The organism is Kitasatospora sp. NPDC038210, assembly GCF_055600605.1.
On record NZ_JBVJYK010000006.1, the window covers coordinates 401,553 to 417,454 of the forward strand.

14 protein-coding genes and 1 pseudogene are annotated in these 15,902 nt (G+C 74.9%); 6 read left to right on the forward strand and 9 right to left on the reverse strand.

Annotated elements, in window-relative coordinates:
• Nucleotides 1-109: 109 nt before the first annotated feature.
• From ACZ7KX_RS15840 to ACZ7KX_RS15860, 5 genes are all read right to left on the reverse strand, one after another.
• The gene (locus ACZ7KX_RS15840; protein WP_470326912.1) at nt 110-2,854 is read right to left on the reverse strand and encodes a SpoIIE family protein phosphatase; all 2,745 of its coding nucleotides are present in this window, start codon (nt 2,852-2,854) and stop codon (nt 110-112) included.
• Nucleotides 2,855-2,993: 139 nt separating this feature from the next.
• Nucleotides 2,994-3,506, reverse strand: a complete 513-nt coding sequence (locus tag ACZ7KX_RS15845) for a (deoxy)nucleoside triphosphate pyrophosphohydrolase (RefSeq protein WP_470326913.1) — start codon at nt 3,504-3,506, stop codon at nt 2,994-2,996.
• Nucleotides 3,507-3,524: 18 nt separating this feature from the next.
• Nucleotides 3,525-3,722, reverse strand: coding sequence for an SPOR domain-containing protein (locus tag ACZ7KX_RS15850; protein WP_470326914.1), 198 nt, complete (start codon nt 3,720-3,722; stop codon nt 3,525-3,527).
• Between the two features lie 224 nt (nt 3,723-3,946).
• The gene (locus ACZ7KX_RS15855; RefSeq protein WP_470326915.1) at nt 3,947-5,341 is read right to left on the reverse strand and encodes a DUF4190 domain-containing protein; all 1,395 of its coding nucleotides are present in this window, start codon (nt 5,339-5,341) and stop codon (nt 3,947-3,949) included.
• A 287-nt stretch (nt 5,342-5,628) separates the two neighbouring features.
• A complete protein-coding gene (locus tag ACZ7KX_RS15860) occupies nt 5,629-6,447 on the reverse strand; it encodes a methyltransferase domain-containing protein (RefSeq protein ID WP_396544628.1) in 819 nt (272 codons plus the stop codon).
• Nucleotides 6,448-6,611: 164 nt separating this feature from the next.
• Here ACZ7KX_RS15860 and ACZ7KX_RS15865 point away from each other — a divergent pair.
• Both ACZ7KX_RS15865 and ACZ7KX_RS15870 read left to right on the forward strand, forming a co-directional pair.
• Nucleotides 6,612-7,753: pseudogene (locus ACZ7KX_RS15865) on the forward strand (dihydrofolate reductase family protein).
• 58 nt (nt 7,754-7,811) lie between these two features.
• Nucleotides 7,812-8,474: an HAD-IA family hydrolase gene (locus tag ACZ7KX_RS15870; RefSeq protein WP_470326916.1), complete on the forward strand. Its 663-nt coding sequence runs from the start codon at nt 7,812-7,814 to the stop codon at nt 8,472-8,474.
• 69 nt (nt 8,475-8,543) lie between these two features.
• Here the strand turns inward: ACZ7KX_RS15870 and ychF are convergent, their stop codons facing one another.
• Nucleotides 8,544-9,617 (reverse strand): redox-regulated ATPase YchF, encoded by a 1,074-nt coding sequence (ychF, locus tag ACZ7KX_RS15875; protein ID WP_470326917.1) that lies wholly within the window; start codon nt 9,615-9,617, stop codon nt 8,544-8,546.
• Between the two features lie 84 nt (nt 9,618-9,701).
• Complete coding sequence (locus tag ACZ7KX_RS15880) at nt 9,702-10,091, reverse strand: VOC family protein (protein ID WP_470326918.1); 390 nt, start codon at nt 10,089-10,091, stop codon at nt 9,702-9,704.
• Nucleotides 10,092-10,388: 297 nt separating this feature from the next.
• Between ACZ7KX_RS15880 and ACZ7KX_RS15885 the strand changes: the two genes are divergently transcribed.
• On the forward strand, nt 10,389-10,868 hold the full coding sequence (locus tag ACZ7KX_RS15885; RefSeq protein ID WP_350522183.1) for a DUF6542 domain-containing protein: 480 nt from the start codon (nt 10,389-10,391) through the stop codon (nt 10,866-10,868).
• Between the two features lie 133 nt (nt 10,869-11,001).
• Here ACZ7KX_RS15885 and ppgK read toward each other — a convergent pair whose 3' ends face one another.
• Both ppgK and ACZ7KX_RS15895 read right to left on the reverse strand, forming a co-directional pair.
• Complete coding sequence (ppgK, locus tag ACZ7KX_RS15890) at nt 11,002-11,748, reverse strand: polyphosphate--glucose phosphotransferase (RefSeq protein WP_470326919.1); 747 nt, start codon at nt 11,746-11,748, stop codon at nt 11,002-11,004.
• 190 nt (nt 11,749-11,938) lie between these two features.
• Nucleotides 11,939-12,913, reverse strand: a complete 975-nt coding sequence (locus ACZ7KX_RS15895) for a 4-hydroxy-3-methylbut-2-enyl diphosphate reductase (protein WP_350522185.1) — start codon at nt 12,911-12,913, stop codon at nt 11,939-11,941.
• A gap of 109 nt (nt 12,914-13,022) precedes the next feature.
• On the opposite strand from ACZ7KX_RS15895, the gene ACZ7KX_RS15900 reads away from it, so the two are divergent.
• The 3 genes from ACZ7KX_RS15900 to ACZ7KX_RS15910 are packed head-to-tail and all read left to right on the forward strand — an operon-like array spanning nt 13,023 to nt 15,895.
• Complete coding sequence (locus ACZ7KX_RS15900) at nt 13,023-14,378, forward strand: APC family permease (protein ID WP_470326920.1); 1,356 nt, start codon at nt 13,023-13,025, stop codon at nt 14,376-14,378.
• Nucleotides 14,379-14,387: 9 nt separating this feature from the next.
• Nucleotides 14,388-15,602, forward strand: a complete 1,215-nt coding sequence (xseA, locus tag ACZ7KX_RS15905; RefSeq protein ID WP_396544637.1) for an exodeoxyribonuclease VII large subunit — start codon at nt 14,388-14,390, stop codon at nt 15,600-15,602.
• A 32-nt stretch (nt 15,603-15,634) separates the two neighbouring features.
• Nucleotides 15,635-15,895, forward strand: coding sequence for an exodeoxyribonuclease VII small subunit (locus tag ACZ7KX_RS15910; RefSeq protein ID WP_470326921.1), 261 nt, complete (start codon nt 15,635-15,637; stop codon nt 15,893-15,895).
• Nucleotides 15,896-15,902 lie beyond the last annotated feature (7 nt).

Here is a 15,902-nt window from a genome sequence, read left to right on the forward strand (position 1 = left end):
CAACCACAATGCCACGCTCGCGCCCCCTTCCGGGGCGCGCGCTCCCCCCGGGCCCCCGATGGCATATGCGGCACCGCTCTCCTGTCGCTCCGTCCGGCGTTCGATCGAGTCACGACTCGTCGGGCTCATTACCCGGCAGCGCCTGCTCGAACCAGACCACCTTGCCGATCCCCTCGGCCCGGGCGCCCCAGCGCAGTGCCAGCCGGCGGACCAGCTCCAGGCCCCGGCCGCCCTCGTCGGCCTCGGCCGCGTGCCGCTCCCGGGGCGGGTCGGGCAGCGGGTCGGAGATCTCGACCAGCAGCGTCTCGCCGAGCGTCAGCCGCACCCCGATCGGGGCGCTGGCGTACCGGACGGCGTTCGTGACCAGCTCGCTGACCAGCAGCTCGGCGGTGTCGGTGAGCGCCTCCACGCCCCACTCGGCGAGCGCGGCGCGGACCAGCCGGCGCGCCCGGGAGACGGCGGTGGGCTCGGCCGGCAGGGTCCAGCCGGCCGTCGGGGTGCCGGCCTGGCCGTGCCCCAGCCGGGCCAGCAGCAGCGCCACGTCGTCCGGCTCGCGGCCCTGCTCCATGGTGTCGAGCACCGCCTCGCAGGCGGCCTGGATGGAGGCGTGCGGCTCCTGGAGGACGGTGAGCAGCCGGCCGAGGCCGACGTCCAGGTCCTTGTCCCGGGACTCGACCAGGCCGTCGGTGCACAGCGCGAGCAGGCTGCCCTCGGGGATCTTCAGTTCGACCGATTCGAACGGGACTCCGCCCACGCCGAGCGGGGCGCCGGAGGGCAGGTCGAGGATCCGGCCGGCGCCGCCGGGCAGCGGGCTGCCGTTGCGGGTGGGCTCCTCGCTCTCCTGGCCCGGCACCACCAGCACCGGCGGGATGTGCCCGGCCTTGGCGACGGTCAGCCGGGCGGTCGCCGGGTCGAAGACCGCGTAGACGCAGGTGGCGAGCAGCGCTTCGTCCGGGCCCTGGGCGAGGTCGTCGGCCAGTTCGTGGACGTGCCGCAGCAGGACGTCCGGCGGCAGGTCGAGGGCGGCCAGCACCCGGACGGCGGTGCGCAGCCGGCCCATGGTGGCGGCGGCCCGCAGGCCGTGGCCCATCACGTCGCCGACCACCAGCGCGGTGCGGTCGCCGGGCAGCGGGATGACGTCGAACCAGTCACCGCCGACCTCGGTGCCACTGCTGCCGGGCACGTACCGGTAGGCGACCTCGACGCCGGTGGGCTGCGGGACCTGCTGCGGGAGCAGGGTGCGCTGGAGGGTGAGCGCGGCGGTGCGCTCGCGGGCGTAGAGGCGGGCGTTGTCCAGCGAGCTGCCGGCCCGGTCGGCGAGCTCGACGGTGAAGGCCAGGTCGTCCCGGTCGAAGGCCTCCCGGTAGCCGGCCCGGCTGACCTGCAGCAGGCCGATCACGATGCCGCGGGCGCGCAGCGGGACGACCAGCATCGAGTGCACCCCGAGGTCCCGGGCGGCCTGCATCTTGGGGTCGCCCGGGTAGGTGACGTCGTCCAGCTGCTCGGCCCCGGAGAGCAGCTCGGGCACGCCGGTGCGCAGCACCCGGCCGCAGGCGGAGTCCTCGGAGAAGGTGATCCGGGCGCCGCGGCGCAGCATCACGTCCACCTCGGGGCCGTCCTGGACGGAGGCCGTGCCGAGCTGGAGCAGCGAGGTGCGGCGGTCGTGGCCGTGCCGGGGCAGGTCGTCGCCGTGCGCGACGGCCTGGAGCAGGATCACCGCCGAGTGGTCGGTGAGCCGGGGGACGACCGAGCTGGCCAGCTCCTGGGCGATCCGGGAGGCGTCCAGCAGGTCGCCCACCCGGGAGCCGAACTCGTTGAGCAGCGAGAGCCGGCGCCGGGCGTGCTCGACCTTGGCGACCGCCCGGTAGCGCTCGGTCACGTCCATCACCGTGCCGGAGATGCCGAGCACCCGGCCGGAGCGGTCGGTCATCCGGCTGTAGGAGATCGACCGGTAGCCGGCCCGGGTGGTGACCGGGGAGGCCAGGGTGACGTCGATGACCGGCTCGCCGGTGGCCAGCACCTGGCGCTGGATGGCGGTGATCTCGTCGGCGGCCCGCTCGGGAAGGGTCTCGCCGGTGGTGCGGCCGACGTGGTCCTCCAGGGCGACGCCGTTCATCTCGGCGAGGGTCTGGTTGACCGCGGTGTAGCGCAGGTCGGTGTCCAGGATGGCGATGCCCAGCGGAGACTGCTCGAACAGCGCGTCGCGCACCGCGAGGTCCCGCTCGACGGCCCCCACGGCGGCCGACTCGGCCATGCTGACCTGCAGGAACGGGGTGCCGTCGCCGTCCACCAGGAGGGAGATCCGGGCCTCCACGGCAACCGGCACGCCCTCCCGGTCGCGCAGCTCCGCGTAGCCGGCCCAGCGGCCGTGCCGCAGGGTGTCCTGGACCGCCGCCCGGACCCGGACGACCTGCTCCTGGTCGGGGATCAGCTCGTCGATCCGGCGGCCGACCAGCAGCTCGTTCGGCCAGCCGAGCAGTTCCTCGGCGGCGGGGCTCCAGAGCACCACCCGGCCCGCGGTGTCGAGGATCGCGATGGCGACCTTGAGCATGTCGAGCAGGCCGCCGCCGGGCGGCGCGCCGAGCGCGTTCGGGGCGTCGCCGGGCCCGCCGGGGAACGGCCGGCCGGGGCGGCTGCGCAGTCCGGAGCGGGCGCCCGGTTCGGGCAGGGCCAGGGTCGGCGCCGGCTGGGCGGGCCGCTCGGTGTCGGGGGCGGCGACGGGACCGCGGCGGCGGCCGACCGGCGGCTGGGGGGCGGTCGGACGGGCGGCGCGGCGCAGCCGGGCGCGGGCGGCCGCGCTGCCCGCGGTTCCTGCCCGCCGCTCTCCCCCGCCGCCGTTCCCGGTACTCGACACCGACGGGGCCTCCGGCTCTGGTCGGGATCGGCGTCGCCGGCTGGGGGCGGCTCACCGATGGTGACGAATAGTGCCGAAAAGTGACATACCCAGCAGAACCCAGGCTATCCCGGGCGCCGGGTCGTCTTGTCCGATTGACCTACCCGGCGGACTGCGCGTCGTCCGCCGTCCCCGGCTCCGCGAGCAGCCGGGCGACGTACGGCAACACGTCGCGGTCGTGGTCGATCCAGTCCACCGCGTCCAGCTCGTCCGGGCCCAGCCAGCGCAGCGCGTCGTGATCCTGCAGCGCGCGCGGCTCGCCGGCCAGCAGTTCGGCCGCCCAGAAGCGCAACTCCAGGCCGGGGCGCACGGCCCACGCGCCGGGCAGCCGGGTCAGCGCGCGCGCCCGGACACCCAGCTCCTCCCGCAGCTCGCGCTCCAACGCCTGCGCCTCGGTCTCGCCCGGCTCGGCCTTCCCGCCGGGGAACTCCCACCGCCCGGCCACCGCCGCGGGCGCGCTGCGCCGGGCCGCGAGCACCCGGCCGTCACGGACCAGTGCGCCGCCGACCACGATCCGAAGCTCGGCGGGGCCGTCGACGGCACGGTCCGTGGGGCTGCCGGCGGGACGGTCGACGGGGCGGTCGGTGGGGTGCGGGGCGTGCGGGGCGTCCATGGCCCCGACCCTACGGCCTCAGGCGTTCCGGACGGCGCCGTTCCCGTGCTCGGCCGGCCCGGCCGCGGACCCGGCTGCCTCGACCCAGTACAGCTGCTTGTGGCCGCGGGCCTCGAACTCGGCGGCCAGCCGCTCGGCCGCTGCGTCGTCCAGGCCGTCGGCGACCAGGAAGCGGTTGCCGTTGTCGTCCTGCCGCATCACCCGGTAGGTGCCCATGGCGCGAGGGTATCCGGCGTCCGCCGCCGCCTCCAGTGGCCTCCGGCGGCCGGTCCGACCGCCGTGGCCGGCCGGATGCCGTCGTGGCCGCTCGGCCGGCCGGATGCCGTCGTGCCCCCGGCTCGCGTGGGGGTCGGGCCGGGGGCACACCCGCGACGCTACGCGCCGATCGCTACCGGCAGGTATGGGCGTTGTTAACGGCCGGTAACCTCGTGCACGCAGGCTCAGACCCGCAGGTCGGGCACCTGCTCGCCGGTGGACAGGCCCAGCGCGCGGCGGATGTCGACGCTCATCGGCACCGTCTTGGCCACCAGCGCCTTGGCCCGGCGGATGCCGCCCTCCAGGTCGTCGGCGGAGGCCGCGGAGTCCCACGCGGGGGCCGCCTGGGACTGCGCCTCGACCAGCTTGGCGATGTTCGGCCGGACGTCGGCCGGCCAGTCCGTCGTCGGCGCGCCGAGCACGGCGGCCTCGGTCCGGGAGGCGACGGCCATCCGGCGGGCCCAGCTCCGGTAGTCGGCCCCGGCCTCGGAGACCTCCTGCTTCGGCTGCTCCAGGTAGGCGTCGTTGAAGACCCGGACCGCCTCCAGGTAGGCCAGTTGAGGCGCGGTCAGGCGGCTCCGGTCGGTGCGGACGGTGCCCCGGTGCTGGTCGTCGCGGTCCTCGAAGGCGCAGGTGGCGTAGCGCTCGCCGGCCGCCCAGTTGTTCGCGGTCGGGTAGAGGTAGACGTCGTCCATGCCGTCCGGGACGGCCCACTGGTCGAGCGCGTAGTCGTCCATGACCTTGCGGCACAGCCGGGCGGCCGACTCGCGGACCTCGCTCTCGCCCGGGTAGGCGCCGCTGCCCGTGGGGAACGGGACCGTTCCGGCCACCTCGCCGTGGTGCGGCTCGGCGCAGGCCACCCGGTTCACCCAGTACACCGTCTCGTCGCCGTCCGTGCCGGTCACCGATCCCCCGGCGGGGGAGTTGTAGCAGTCGCCGGTCTTGAGGTCGGACCAGTGGACGGAGCCGGCCGGCGCCTTCGGCGCGTGGGCGAACCGGCCGCCGCCGGCACCGCTGAAGTTCCCCGCTCCCAGCAGCAGCGAGAGCAGCAGCGTGCCGATCGTGCCCAGCACGACGCCGGCCACCGCCAGGCCGAACCCGCGCTCCTTGCGGCGGTTGATCTGGACCAGCGCCACGATGCCGAACACCAGGGCCACCGGCGCCACCATGACCAGACCGGTCACCAGGGAGCCGACCGCGAACCCGTTGGTGGGCGCCGGACCGGCGGGCTGCGGGTACGGCTGGTCGGGCCGGAAGCCGGCCTGGGCGGAGGGTGTGACGGAGGCCCAGCCTCCGGCGGGCAGCGGGTGCGGCGGCTGGGGCGGGGCCGCGGACGGCAGCGGGACGGGCTGCGGGTGCCCGACGACGGGCGGGGCGGGGGCGGCGAGGTCGGGGGCGGCCCAGGGGTCGGTGGGGGCGGGCGGCGGCACGGCGCCCGTGGGCGGGGCGGGCGCGACGGGGGCGGCGGGCACGACGGGGGCGGGCGCGACAGGGACGGGCTCGGGGTCCGCCGGGGTGGCCTCGGGCTCGAAGTGCACCGGGGCTGCCTCGGGCTCGTCGGCCTCCTTGCGGAAGTCCACCCGGGGGTCCTGACCCGTCGTCGGAGCCGCACCCGTCCCCGGGTCCGCCCCCGTCCCCGCGTCCGTGCCCGCGTCCGGCCCGGTCCGCGCGGGCGTCTCCGGCCCAGGGGCGGACGGCTCGGACTCAGGCTTGGACACGTGGACTCCCCCAACCCGCCGGGGCGGGCATCGGCTCGGCGTTCGGCACCATGGCACGGACCCCCTGACGGGCCCGATGTGAACGGTCGCGCGACTTTACCCGATCTTTCCGAACACCTGCCCGCCCCGGCCGGACCCCTGTCGGGCACTCAGCCGCGGGCCAGGACCTCGCCGTGCAGCATCGAGAACCAGCCGTCCTCCGCGGCGCTCCACTCCCGCCAGCCCGCCGCGATCCGCCGCAGTTCCTCCGGCTCCGCGTAGCCCCGCTCGACCGCCGTCCGGCCCAGCGCGGTGCCGGTGACCCGGTCCGCCCACATGCCGCCCCACCAGGCGCGCCGCTCGGGCGTCGCGTACGTCCAGGTGCCGGCGCTCGCGGTGACGTCCGCGAAACCCGCCGCGCGGGCCCAGGACAGCAGCCGTCGGCCCGCGTCCGGCTCACCGCCGTTGGCGCGGGCGGTGCGCCGGTACAACTCCAGCCAGCGGTCCAGCTCGGGCACTTCGGGGAACCAGGTCATCGAGGCGTAGTCGACGTCCCGGGCCGCCACCACCCCGCCGGGGGCCGTCACCCGCCGCATCTCGCGCAGCGCGGCCACCGGGTCGGCCACGTGCTGCAGCACCTGGTGGGCGTGCACGACGTCGAACCCGCCGTCCCGGAAGGGCAGTCGGTGCACATCGGCCTGCTCGAAGACCACATTGGACAGGCCGCGTGCGGCCACGTACCCGGCGGCCTGCTCCAGCACCTCGGCGGAGGTGTCCACCGCCACCACCCGGCCGTCCGGGCCGACCAGCTCGGCCAGGTCGGCGGTGATCGTGCCGGGTCCGCAGCCGATGTCCAACAGGGCCTGTCCCGGCCGCAGTTCGGCCAGCAGGTAGGCGGCCGAATCGGCGGCGGTGCGGGAGCGGTGCGAGCGCAGCACGGCCTCCTGGTGGCCGTGGGTGTAGACGGCGGAGGGCTGCGGTCCGGACATGGGATCCCCCTGGGGCGTGGTCGGCGTTCCGTTCTCCTCGACGGCTCGACGCTACTCCGCATCCCGCATGTCGAGAAGTTCCGTCTCACATTCCGGTCTATCGGCATCCGGCCCGCACCCGCTCGCCGTACCGTGGAGGCGCCCCCGACAGAACGGTCCCGCCCATGCCCGGCCAGCGCCCCTTCGTCCTGCTGAGCGCCGCCGTGTCGCTCGACGGCCACCTCGACGACGCCTCCCCCGAGCGGCTGCTGCTGTCCAACGCCGCCGACTTCGACCGGGTGGACGAGGAGCGCGCGGCCGCCGACGCGATCCTGGTCGGTGGCAACACCCTGCGCGCCGACAACCCGCGACTGCTGGTCAACGACCCCGCGCGCCGGACCGCCCGGCTGGCGGCGGGCCGGACGGAGTACCCGCTGAAGGTCACCCTCAGCGCGAGCGGCGACCTCGGCGCCGACCTGCGGTTCTGGCACACCGGCGGCGCCAAGCTCGCCTACACCACGGACGCCGGGGCGGCGGTCCTGCGCCCCCGGCTGGGCGGGCGGGCCGAGGTGGTCGCGCTCGGCGGCACGGTGGACCTCGGCGCGGTGCTGGACGACCTGGGCGCGCGCGGAGTGCGCCGGCTGATGGTCGAGGGCGGCGGGGGCGTGCACACCCAGTTCCTGGCCCTGGGGCTCGCGGACGAGCTGCAGCTGGCCGTCGCCCCGCTGCTGGTCGGCCAGGCCGAGGCGCCCCGGCTCGTCCGCCCGGCCGCCTTCCCCGGCGGCCCGGGCCGGCGGATGCGGCTGCTGGAGGCACGTACCGTGGGCGACGTCGTCCTGCTCAGGTACGCCCCGAAGGAGCCCGCGCCGTGAACCGCCCCGCGACCACCGACCTCGACCACCTGCGCCGGGCCGTCGAACTCTCCCGCCGCTGCCCGCCGTCCGAGACGGCCTTCTCGGTCGGCGCGGTGATCGTCGGCGCCGACGGCCGGGTACTGGCGGAGGGCTACAGCCGGGAGACGGACCCGCACGACCACGCCGAGGAGGCGGCCCTGGCCAAGCTCCCGGCCGACGACCCCCGGCTGCGCGGAGCGACCGTCTACAGCTCGCTGGAGCCCTGCGGGCAGCGCGCCTCACGGCCGGTGCCGTGCGCCCGCCGGCTGATCGCGGCGGGCGTGCCGCGGGTGGTGGTCGCCTGGCGCGAGCCGGACCTCTTCGTCACCGACTGCCAGGGCACCGCCCTGCTGGAGGCGGCCGGGGTCGAGGTGGTGGAGCTTCCGGAGCTGGCCGGGGAGGCCCGCACGGTCAACGCCCACCTGCTCGGTTGATCTTTTGTATCATCGAGGAACAAACAGCTGTCGTTCCGTTCCCGTCGAGGAGCCCCCCATGCCCGCCGCCCCCACCCGGCTGACCGCCCGCGCCCTCCTCCTGGACATGGACGGCACCCTGGTCAACTCCGACGCCGTGGTCGAACGCTGGTGGAGCCGTTGGGCCGTGCAGAACGGCCTGGACCCGGCCGAGGTGCTCTCCGTCGCCCACGGCCGCCAGGGCCACGCCACCATGGCCGCACTGCTGCCCGACCGTCCGGTCGAGGTCAACCTCGCCGAGAACGCGCGGATGCTCGACCACGAACGCGGCGACACCGACGGCGTCGTCCCGGTCCCCGGCGCCGCCGCCTTCCTCGTCTCGCTGGCCCGCCTCCCGCACGCCCTGGTGACCTCCGCCGACCAGCCGCTCGCCCGCGTCCGGATGGACGCCGCCGGACTGCCGCTGCCGCCCGTCCTGATCACCGCCGAGTCGGTCGGTGCCAGCAAGCCGGACCCGGAGGGCTTCCTCAAGGGCGCCGCCGCCCTCGGCTTCGCGCCCGCCGACTGCCTCGCCTTCGAGGACTCCGGCGCCGGCATCGCCGCCGCGAACGCGGCCGGCATCCGCGTCGTCGGCATCGGCCCCCGCGCCACCGCCCACCACCCGGACGCCCACGCCGACACCCTCACCGCGGTCACCGTCACGCCCGCCCCGGACGGCCTGCTCACCGTCACCGTCGGCTGACCACCCGCCGACGCCGGACCGCCCGCCCCCGTGCGCACGGGGGCGGGCGGTCCGGTCACGCATCAGCCGTCAGACGTTGAAGCGGAACTCCACCACGTCGCCGTCCTGCATGACGTACTCCTTGCCCTCGATGCGGGCCTTGCCCTTGGAGCGGGCCTCGGCGATCGAGCCGGACTCGACGAGGTCGGCGAAGGAGATCACCTCGGCCTTGATGAAGCCCTTCTGGAAGTCGGTGTGGATGACACCGGCGGCCTCGGGGGCGGTGGCGCCCTTCTTGATGGTCCAGGCCCGGGTCTCCTTGGGGCCGGCCGTCAGGTAGGTCTGCAGGCCGAGGGTGTCGAAGCCGACCCGGGCGAGGGTGGCGAGGCCGGGCTCCTCCTGGCCCATGGACTGGAGGAGTTCGAGGGCCTCGGCGTCGTCCAGCTCGATCAGCTCGGACTCGATCTTGGCGTTGAGGAAGATCGCCTCGGCCGGGGCGACCAGCTCGCGCTGGGCGTTCTTGAAGTCCTCGTCGGCCAGCTCGTCCTCGTCGACGTTGAAGACGTAGAGGAAGGGCTTGGCGGTCAGCAGGTGGAGCTCGCGGATCGGGGCGGTGTCGAAGCCGGCCTCGAAGAGGGTCTTGCCGGTCTCCAGGATCGCCTGCGCGGCCTCGGCGGCGGCCAGCACCGGGGCGGTGTCCTTCTTGAGGCGCGCCTCCTTCTGCAGCCGCGGCAGGACCTTCTCGATGGTCTGGAGGTCGGCCAGGATCAGCTCGGTGTGGATGGTCTCGATGTCGTCCTTGGGCGACACCTTGCCGTCCACGTGCACCACGTCCGGGTCGGTGAAGGCGCGCACGACCTGGCAGATCGCGTCCGACTCGCGGATGTTGGCGAGGAACTTGTTGCCCAGGCCCTCGCCCTCGCTCGCGCCGCGCACGATGCCAGCGATGTCGACGAAGTCGACGGTGGCCGGGAGGATGCGCTGGGAGCCGAAGATCTCGGCGAGCTTGGCCAGCCGCTCGTCCGGGACGCCGACCACGCCCACGTTCGGCTCGATGGTGGCGAACGGGTAGTTGGCCGCCAGCACGTCGTTCTTGGTCAGGGCGTTGAACAGGGTCGACTTGCCGACGTTCGGCAGGCCGACGATTCCGATCGTGAGCGACATGAAGCGCAGTCCCGTGGGCTTGGAGGAGTTGGGTCGGCACCGTACGGGCCGACCCCCAAGTCTACGGGCAGCGCCCGCGCTGCCTCACGCCTCGGTCGACGCCGCCCGGGGCTCCAGGAACTCCAGCCGGTTGCCCAGCGTGTCGGCGCTGTGGAAGCGCCGGTGGCCGGGCAGGTTGTCGTCCCAGAGCACCTCGTGGCCGTGCGCGGCGAGGCGCTCGGCCAGTGCGTCCAGCGAGTTCACCAGGATCCCGGGGTGCCCCTTGCGGGACGGGCGGAAGTCCGGGGTCACGCCCAGGTGCACCTCGACGCCACCGCCGCGGAACCAGCAGCCGCCGCGGGCGGCGAGCACCGGCGGCTTCTCCAGCTCGGTCATGTCGAGCACACCGGACCAGAACGCGCGGCACTCGTCCTCGGCGCCGGCCGGGATGTCGAGCTGGACGTGGTCGAGCCGTTCGAACGTGAAACCGGTCATGTGAACCCCCGTGAGACGATCCGATGATCATTCTGTGTCGGCTCGGCCCGGCAGGTCAGCCGCCCGATCGACGATCACATGACTAAGCCATCCGGAGACACGGGGCAAGACCTGAACGGTCCATTACACAGTGTGGCGATGATCGGACCGTACGTTGGGCGGGTGGAGCAGCGCATCCGAACCCAGCCGCCAGGGCCCAGACGCCGTCCGCCGAACGGCGCGGCCGCAGCCTCCGTCCCCGGTCCAGGCCGGGCTCCCGAGACGGCCGGGTCCGCCCCCGCCTCCCGACTACGGCCGGTGACCGGCCCCTCCGGACCCGCCCGCCCGGCCGGCCCGCGGCTGCGGCTGCCGCTACGCGGGCGCGGCGACGAGCAGCCGTACGGGCGGCGCCGGACCGGGCGGCCGACCCGGCTGACGGCCATCGGCGCCGGCGTGGTCGCCGTCCTGGCCACGCTCGCGGTGGCGGGCCTGGACCGGCTGCTCTTCGGCGACCTCGGCTGGCTGTTCGGCCTCGGCTACCTGGTGGTCTGCTTCCAGCTGGCCGTCCGGGTCCGCTACGTCGACCTGCTGGCCGCGCCGATCAGCGGGCCGATCGCCTTCGCCGCGGCCCTGCTGCTGCTCGCACCGGTCGGCTCCTCGGGCGTCACCGCCCAGGTGGTCTCGCTCGCGACCGGGCTGGCCCTGCGGGCCGGCTGGCTGTTCTCCGGCACCGGGCTCGCCGCGCTGATCGTGCTCGCGCGCTTCGTCGCCCAGCGCCGGTTCCACCGCTCCCGCTGAACCCGCTCCCGCCGGCCCCGGGGCGGGAGCGGCCGACCGGCGCTCGCATCGAACCGGCCTCAGCGGACCGGCCACAGCGGACCGGCCACAGCGGAGCGGCCCGGCGGACCGGCCTGACCACCCGGCGCGGGCCTCAGCCCGCCGCGCGGGCCGCCGCCATCGCGGCCCCGACGATGCCCGCGTCGTTGCGCAGCTCCGCGGGCACCACCCCCGCCTCGCGCTCCTTCAGCAGCGGCAGGAACTTCTCGTGCTTGCGGCTCACCCCGCCGCCGATCACGATCAGCTGCGGCGAGAACAGCATCTCCACCAGGTCCAGGTACTCGTCGACCCGCCCGGCCCACTGCGCCCAGTTCAGCCCGTGCCGCTCCTTGGCGGCCGAGGAGGCCCGCCGCTCGGCGTCCTTGCCGCGCAGTTCGAGGTGGCCCAGCTCGGTGTTGGGCACCAGCGCGCCGTCCACGAAGAGCGCGCTGCCGATGCCGGTGCCGAAGGTGAGCACCATGACGACGCCGGAGCGCCCGCGGCCCGCGCCGTGCGTGATCTCGGCGAGACCGGCCGCGTCGGCGTCGTTGAGGACGGTCGCCGGCAGGTCCAGCGCCTCGCGGAACAGGCCCTCGGCGTCCACGCCGATCCAGCCCTTGTCCACATTGGCCGCCGTCCTGGTCCGGCCGTCGACCACCACCCCGGGGAAGGTCAGCCCGACCGGGCCCCGGTGGTCGAAGTGGCGGACCACCTCGCACACGGCGGCGACCACGGCTTCGGGGGCGGACGGCTGCGGGGTGAGCACCTTGTACCGCTCCTCGGCGAGCGCGCCCCGGGCGAGGTCGACCGGTGCGCCCTTGATGCCCGAGCCGCCGATGTCCACGCCGAATACCGCCGTCATCACGTCCACCCTCCGCTGTCGCCGCGGACCCGCTTTGTCCACAGCCTGTGAACAAAGCTACGAGAGGGCGCACGGGCCCGCACCGCAAGGAGCGGCGGAGGCCGGCACCACGGAGAGCAGGACGCAGCGGGCAGGCCGCACAGCGAAGGACCCGGCACCCCACGAGGGGGTGCCGGGTCCTCCGGAAGCGTCAGAGCTTGCCGGCCGCCTCGGCGCGCAGGTCGCGGCGCAGCTCCTTGGGCAGCGAGAAGGTCAGGTGCTCCTCGGCGGTCTTGACGGTCTCGACCGTGTCGTAACCGCGCGCGGCCAGGAATTCGAGCACGCCCTCGACCAGGATCTCCGGGACGGAGGCGCCGCTGGTCAGGCCGACGGTGCCGACGCCCTCCAGCCACTCCTCGCGGATCTCCTCGGCGAAGTCCACCAGATGGGCGGCCTTGGCGCCGTACTCCAGGCCGACCTCGACCAGGCGGACCGAGTTGGAGGAGTTCTTGGAGCCGACCACGATCAGCAGGTCGGTCTCGGGGGCCATCTGCTTGACCGCGACCTGGCGGTTCTGGGTCGCGTAGCAGATGTCGTCGCTGGGCGGGCTGACCAGCGCCGGGAAGCGCTTCTTCAGCTCGCCGACGGTGGCCATGGTCTCGTCCACCGACAGGGTGGTCTGGGACAGCCAGACGACCCGGGACTCGTCCCGGACCTGCACGTTGGCGACGTCCTCGGCACCGTCCACCAGGTGGATCCGGTCCGGGGCCTCGCCCATGGTGCCGATGACCTCCTCGTGGCCCTCGTGGCCCACCAGCAGGATGTCGAAGCCCTCGTCGGCGAAGCGCACGGCCTCCTTGTGCACCTTGGTGACCAGGGGGCAGGTGGCGTCGATGGTGGCGAGCCTGCCGGCCCGCGCCTCGTCGTGGACGGACGGCGCGACGCCGTGCGCGGAGAAGACCACGATCGAGCCCTCGGGCACCTCCTCCGTCTCGTCGACGAAGATCGCGCCCTTCTTCTCCAGGGTCTGCACCACGTACTTGTTGTGGACGATCTGCTTGCGGACGTAGATGGGCGCCCCGTACTGCTCCAGGGCCTTCTCCACGGCGATCACGGCGCGGTCGACGCCCGCGCAGTAGCCCCGGGGGGCGGCGAGCAGGACACGGCGCGGCGCGGTGTTGGACATGGCTCCATCGTACGGGCGGCTGCGGGCGGCGCCGCCCGGGGCGGGGAGCCGCGCCGACAACAAGCATTTTCCGTACAGACCCGATCACAAGTGCTCAAATGTGGTGTCTATGAGCTCTGCGAGCGAGCAGGCGACGCCGAGCGGCCTGCGCCGCAGCCTGGGCGTCCGCGATCTGATGGTCTACGGGCTGCTGTTCATCGCCCCGATGGCCCCGGTCGGCGTGTTCGGCGTGCTGGACGCCAAGAGCCACGGGGCCGTCGCCACGGTGTACCTGGTCGCCACGGTGGCGATGGGCTTCACCGCCTTCTCGTACGCCCAGATGGTGCGCGCGGTGCCGCAGACCGGGTCGGTGTTCGCCTACGCCCGGGCCGGGCTGGGCGAGGGACCGGGGTTCATCGCCGGGTGGATGGCGATGCTCGACTACCTGCTGATCCCGGCGGTGGCCTACCTGTTCTCGGGGATCGCGCTGCATTCGCTGGTGCCGGGCGTCTCGCGCTGGGTGTGGACGGCGATCGCGGTCGTGGTGACCACCGCGCTCAACCTGGTCGGGGTGCGGACGGCGGCGGCGGTCGGCTTCGCGGTGCTCGCGATGGAGATCGCGGTGCTGCTGGTGTTCCTGGTGGCGGCCGTGGTGGCGCTGGCCCAGGACGGCGCCCGGCGGGGCTGGGACACCCCGTTCACCGCCGTCGGCGGCTTCTCGTCGGCCGCCGTGGTCGCGGCGGTGTCCGTCGCGGTGCTCTCCTACCTGGGCTTCGACGCGATCGCGACCTTCGTGGAGGAGGCGGTCGGCGCCTCGGAGGCGGTCGCCCGGGCGCTGCTCTGGTGCCTGGCGCTGGCCGGGGTGCTGTTCGTGACGCAGACCTACCTGGCGGCGCTGCTGGAGCCGCTGGGTCCGCAGCAGCTGGCGGCCGATCCGGTGGCGCAGGGCTCGGCCTTCTACGACACGGTCGAGAGCGGCATCGGGCACTGGCTGCACGTGCTGGTGGCGGCGAGCAAGGCGATCGGCGCGGCCTTCGCGGCCCTGGCCGGGCAGGCCGCGGCCGGGCGGCTGGTCTTCGCGATGGCCCGGGACGGACGGCTGCCGCGCGTGCTCGGCTCGGTCGACCCGGCCAGTGCGGTGCCGCGCCGGGCGCTGCTCGCGGCCGCGGTGATCACGATGGTGGCGGCGGTCTGGGCGGCGAACCGGGACGACGGCCTGGACCGGCTGACCTCGGTGGTGAACGTGGGCGCGCTGACCGCCTTCGCACTGCTGCAGGCCTCGGTGATCGGCTGGTACACCGTGCAGCACGGCTCGCGGGACCGGCTGCGGCACCTCGTCGTCCCGCTGCTGGGGATCGCCGTGATCGGCGCGGTGGTCTACGAGGCCTCGGCCACCGCCCAGCTGGTCGGGCTGGTCTGGCTGGCCGTCGGCCTGGTGGTGCTCGGAGTCCAGGGTTCGCCGGGCGGTGTCGGCAGGCGCCGCTAGCCTCGTCCCATGGCCAACACCAGCTCCCCCGAAGCCCCGCTCCCGGTCGGCAAGGTCTCCGCGCTGATCGGCGGCTGGATCGACCGGCTCGGCGCGGTGTGGGTGGAGGGGCAGATCACCCAGCTCAGCCGCCGCCCCGGGGCGGGCGTGGTCTTCCTGACCCTGCGGGACCCACAGGCGGACGTGTCGCTCACGGTGACCTGCTTCCGCTCGGTGTTCGACCAGGTCGCGGACGTCGTGCAGGAGGGCGCGCGGGTCGTCGTGCACGCCAAGCCGGAGTGGTACGCGGCGCGCGGGCAGCTGTCGATGCGCGCCTCGGAGATCCGGCCGGTGGGCCTGGGCGAGCTGCTGGCCCGGCTGGAGCAGCTGAAGCGGCGGCTCGCCGGGGAGGGCCTGTTCGCGGCCGAGCGCAAGCGGCCGCTGCCGTTCCTGCCGCAGTGCGTCGGGCTGGTCACCGGGCGCGGCTCGGCGGCCGAGCGGGACGTGCTGGAGAACGCCCGGCGGCGCTGGCCGGCCGTCCGCTTCGAGGTGCGCAACGTCCCGGTGCAGGGGGTCAGCGCGGTGGAGCGGGTGAGCGCGGCGGTGCGGGAGCTGGACGAGCACCCCGAGGTGGACGTGATCATCGTGGCCCGGGGCGGCGGCAGCGTGGAGGACCTGCTGCCGTTCTCGGACGAGGGCCTGGTGCGGCTGGTCGCGGCCGCCCGTACGCCGGTGGTCAGCGCGATCGGGCACGAGCCCGACCAGCCGCTGCTGGACTTCGTCGCCGACCTGCGCGCCTCCACGCCGACCGATGCCGCCAAACGGGTGGTTCCGGACGTCGGCGAGGAGCTGGCCAAGGTCCGCCAGCTGCGCGACCGCGCCCGCCGGCACGTGCTGGCCCGGGTCGAGCGCGAGCAGCACGGGCTGGACGGGCTGCGCAGCCGCCCGTCGCTGGCCGCCCCGCACCGGATGCTGGACGGACGCGGCCAGGAGGTGGAGGGCCTGCTGGAGCGGGCCCGGCGCACCCTGCGGCACCGGCTGGACCACGCGCAGAGCGACCTCGGGCACACCCTGGCCCGGGTGGTCGCGCTCTCCCCGGCGGCCACCCTGGAGCGCGGCTACGCGGTGCTCCAGCGGACGGACGGCACGGTGGTGACCGACCCGGCCCAGGTCGCGCCCGGCGAGGGGCTGCACGCCCGGGTCGCGGGCGGCGGCTTCCCGGTCACCGTGGCCGAGGAGGACTAGCGGTGTCCGTCCCACCCCCTACGCTGGCACGCATGGCAGAGCAGCAGGAGCAGCAGGACGCGGCGGCGGCCCCGAACCCGGACGACGCGCTGGGCTACGAGCACGCCCGGGACGCGCTGCTGGACGTGGTCCGGCAGCTGGAGAACGGCGGCACGTCGCTGGAGGAGTCGCTGGCCCTGTGGGAGCGCGGCGAGCAGCTGGCCAAGGTGTGCCAGCGCTGGCTGGACGGCGCCCGGGCCCGGTTGGACGCCGCGCTGGCGGCCGAAGAGGGCGGGGCCCCGGGCGGCGAGTGAGGCGGCC

Bases quoted from the DNA above. Each gene is read 5' to 3' on its own strand.
- ACZ7KX_RS15845 (WP_470326913.1), bottom strand. From the start codon at position 3,506: ATGGACGCCCCGCACGCCCCGCACCCCACCGACCGCCCCGTCGACCGT.
- ACZ7KX_RS15850 (WP_470326914.1), bottom strand. From the start codon at position 3,722: ATGGGCACCTACCGGGTGATGCGGCAGGACGACAACGGCAACCGCTTC.
- ACZ7KX_RS15860 (WP_396544628.1), bottom strand. From the start codon at position 6,447: ATGTCCGGACCGCAGCCCTCCGCCGTCTACACCCACGGCCACCAGGAG.
- ACZ7KX_RS15870 (WP_470326916.1), top strand. From the start codon at position 7,812: ATGCCCGCCGCCCCCACCCGGCTGACCGCCCGCGCCCTCCTCCTGGAC.
- ychF (WP_470326917.1), bottom strand. From the start codon at position 9,617: ATGTCGCTCACGATCGGAATCGTCGGCCTGCCGAACGTCGGCAAGTCG.
- ACZ7KX_RS15880 (WP_470326918.1), bottom strand. From the start codon at position 10,091: ATGACCGGTTTCACGTTCGAACGGCTCGACCACGTCCAGCTCGACATC.
- ppgK (WP_470326919.1), bottom strand. From the start codon at position 11,748: ATGACGGCGGTATTCGGCGTGGACATCGGCGGCTCGGGCATCAAGGGC.
- ACZ7KX_RS15895 (WP_350522185.1), bottom strand. From the start codon at position 12,913: ATGTCCAACACCGCGCCGCGCCGTGTCCTGCTCGCCGCCCCCCGGGGC.
- ACZ7KX_RS15900 (WP_470326920.1), top strand. From the start codon at position 13,023: ATGAGCTCTGCGAGCGAGCAGGCGACGCCGAGCGGCCTGCGCCGCAGC.
- xseA (WP_396544637.1), top strand. From the start codon at position 14,388: ATGGCCAACACCAGCTCCCCCGAAGCCCCGCTCCCGGTCGGCAAGGTC.
- ACZ7KX_RS15910 (WP_470326921.1), top strand. From the start codon at position 15,635: ATGGCAGAGCAGCAGGAGCAGCAGGACGCGGCGGCGGCCCCGAACCCG.